Source organism: Streptomyces sp. SP18CS02, from assembly GCF_036322365.1.
Lineage (GTDB): Bacteria > Actinomycetota > Actinomycetes > Streptomycetales > Streptomycetaceae > Streptomyces.
Genome location: NZ_JAQYXC010000118.1, coordinates 1 through 449, shown reverse-complemented (window position 1 = coordinate 449; position 449 = coordinate 1). Strand labels below are relative to the sequence as shown.

Annotated in this window: 1 protein-coding gene; it reads right to left on the bottom strand. The window is 76.8% G+C overall.

Annotated features, from left to right (window positions below; genetic code table 11):
* Positions 1-325 (bottom strand): rod shape-determining protein MreC (locus PUR26_RS34515; RefSeq protein ID WP_443076918.1); only part of this gene is annotated, 325 nt, incomplete at its 3' end.
* Positions 326-449: the final 124 nt, after the last annotated feature.

Below are 449 nucleotides of genomic sequence, written 5' to 3'. Positions count from 1 at the left end.
CCCGCCCGCCGCCCACGAGACGGCCCCCCCCCACCACGCCCCGCCGCCCATCGGGCACGCCCAGGAGGCCACCCGCGAGGAGTGCGCGCCCCTGGCGGTCCGTCGTGGCGCCTGACGCGCGGACCCCCTGGCCGGCCGCCAGACCCTGGCCCTGGAGGACCGCGGGATCGGCAGGCCGCACGGCGCGACACCCGACACGCGCGCGCACCCGGGAGGCCCGCCGGCGAGCGGGGCCGACGGTGGTGACACGGCCGACGAGTCCGTCACCGTTGAGCACCGTCATGTCGCGCTTGATGCCGTCGTCCGAGCCGGCGTCGATGGTCACGGTCCAGGAGAAGCCCTCCTCGCGCGAAGAAGACGGAGCAGGGGCCCCGGCGGGCCGTCCTGATCTTCATCGGCGGAGCGTACGGAGGGGGCGGCGGACCGTGCCAGACTCCCCGCATGAGGCT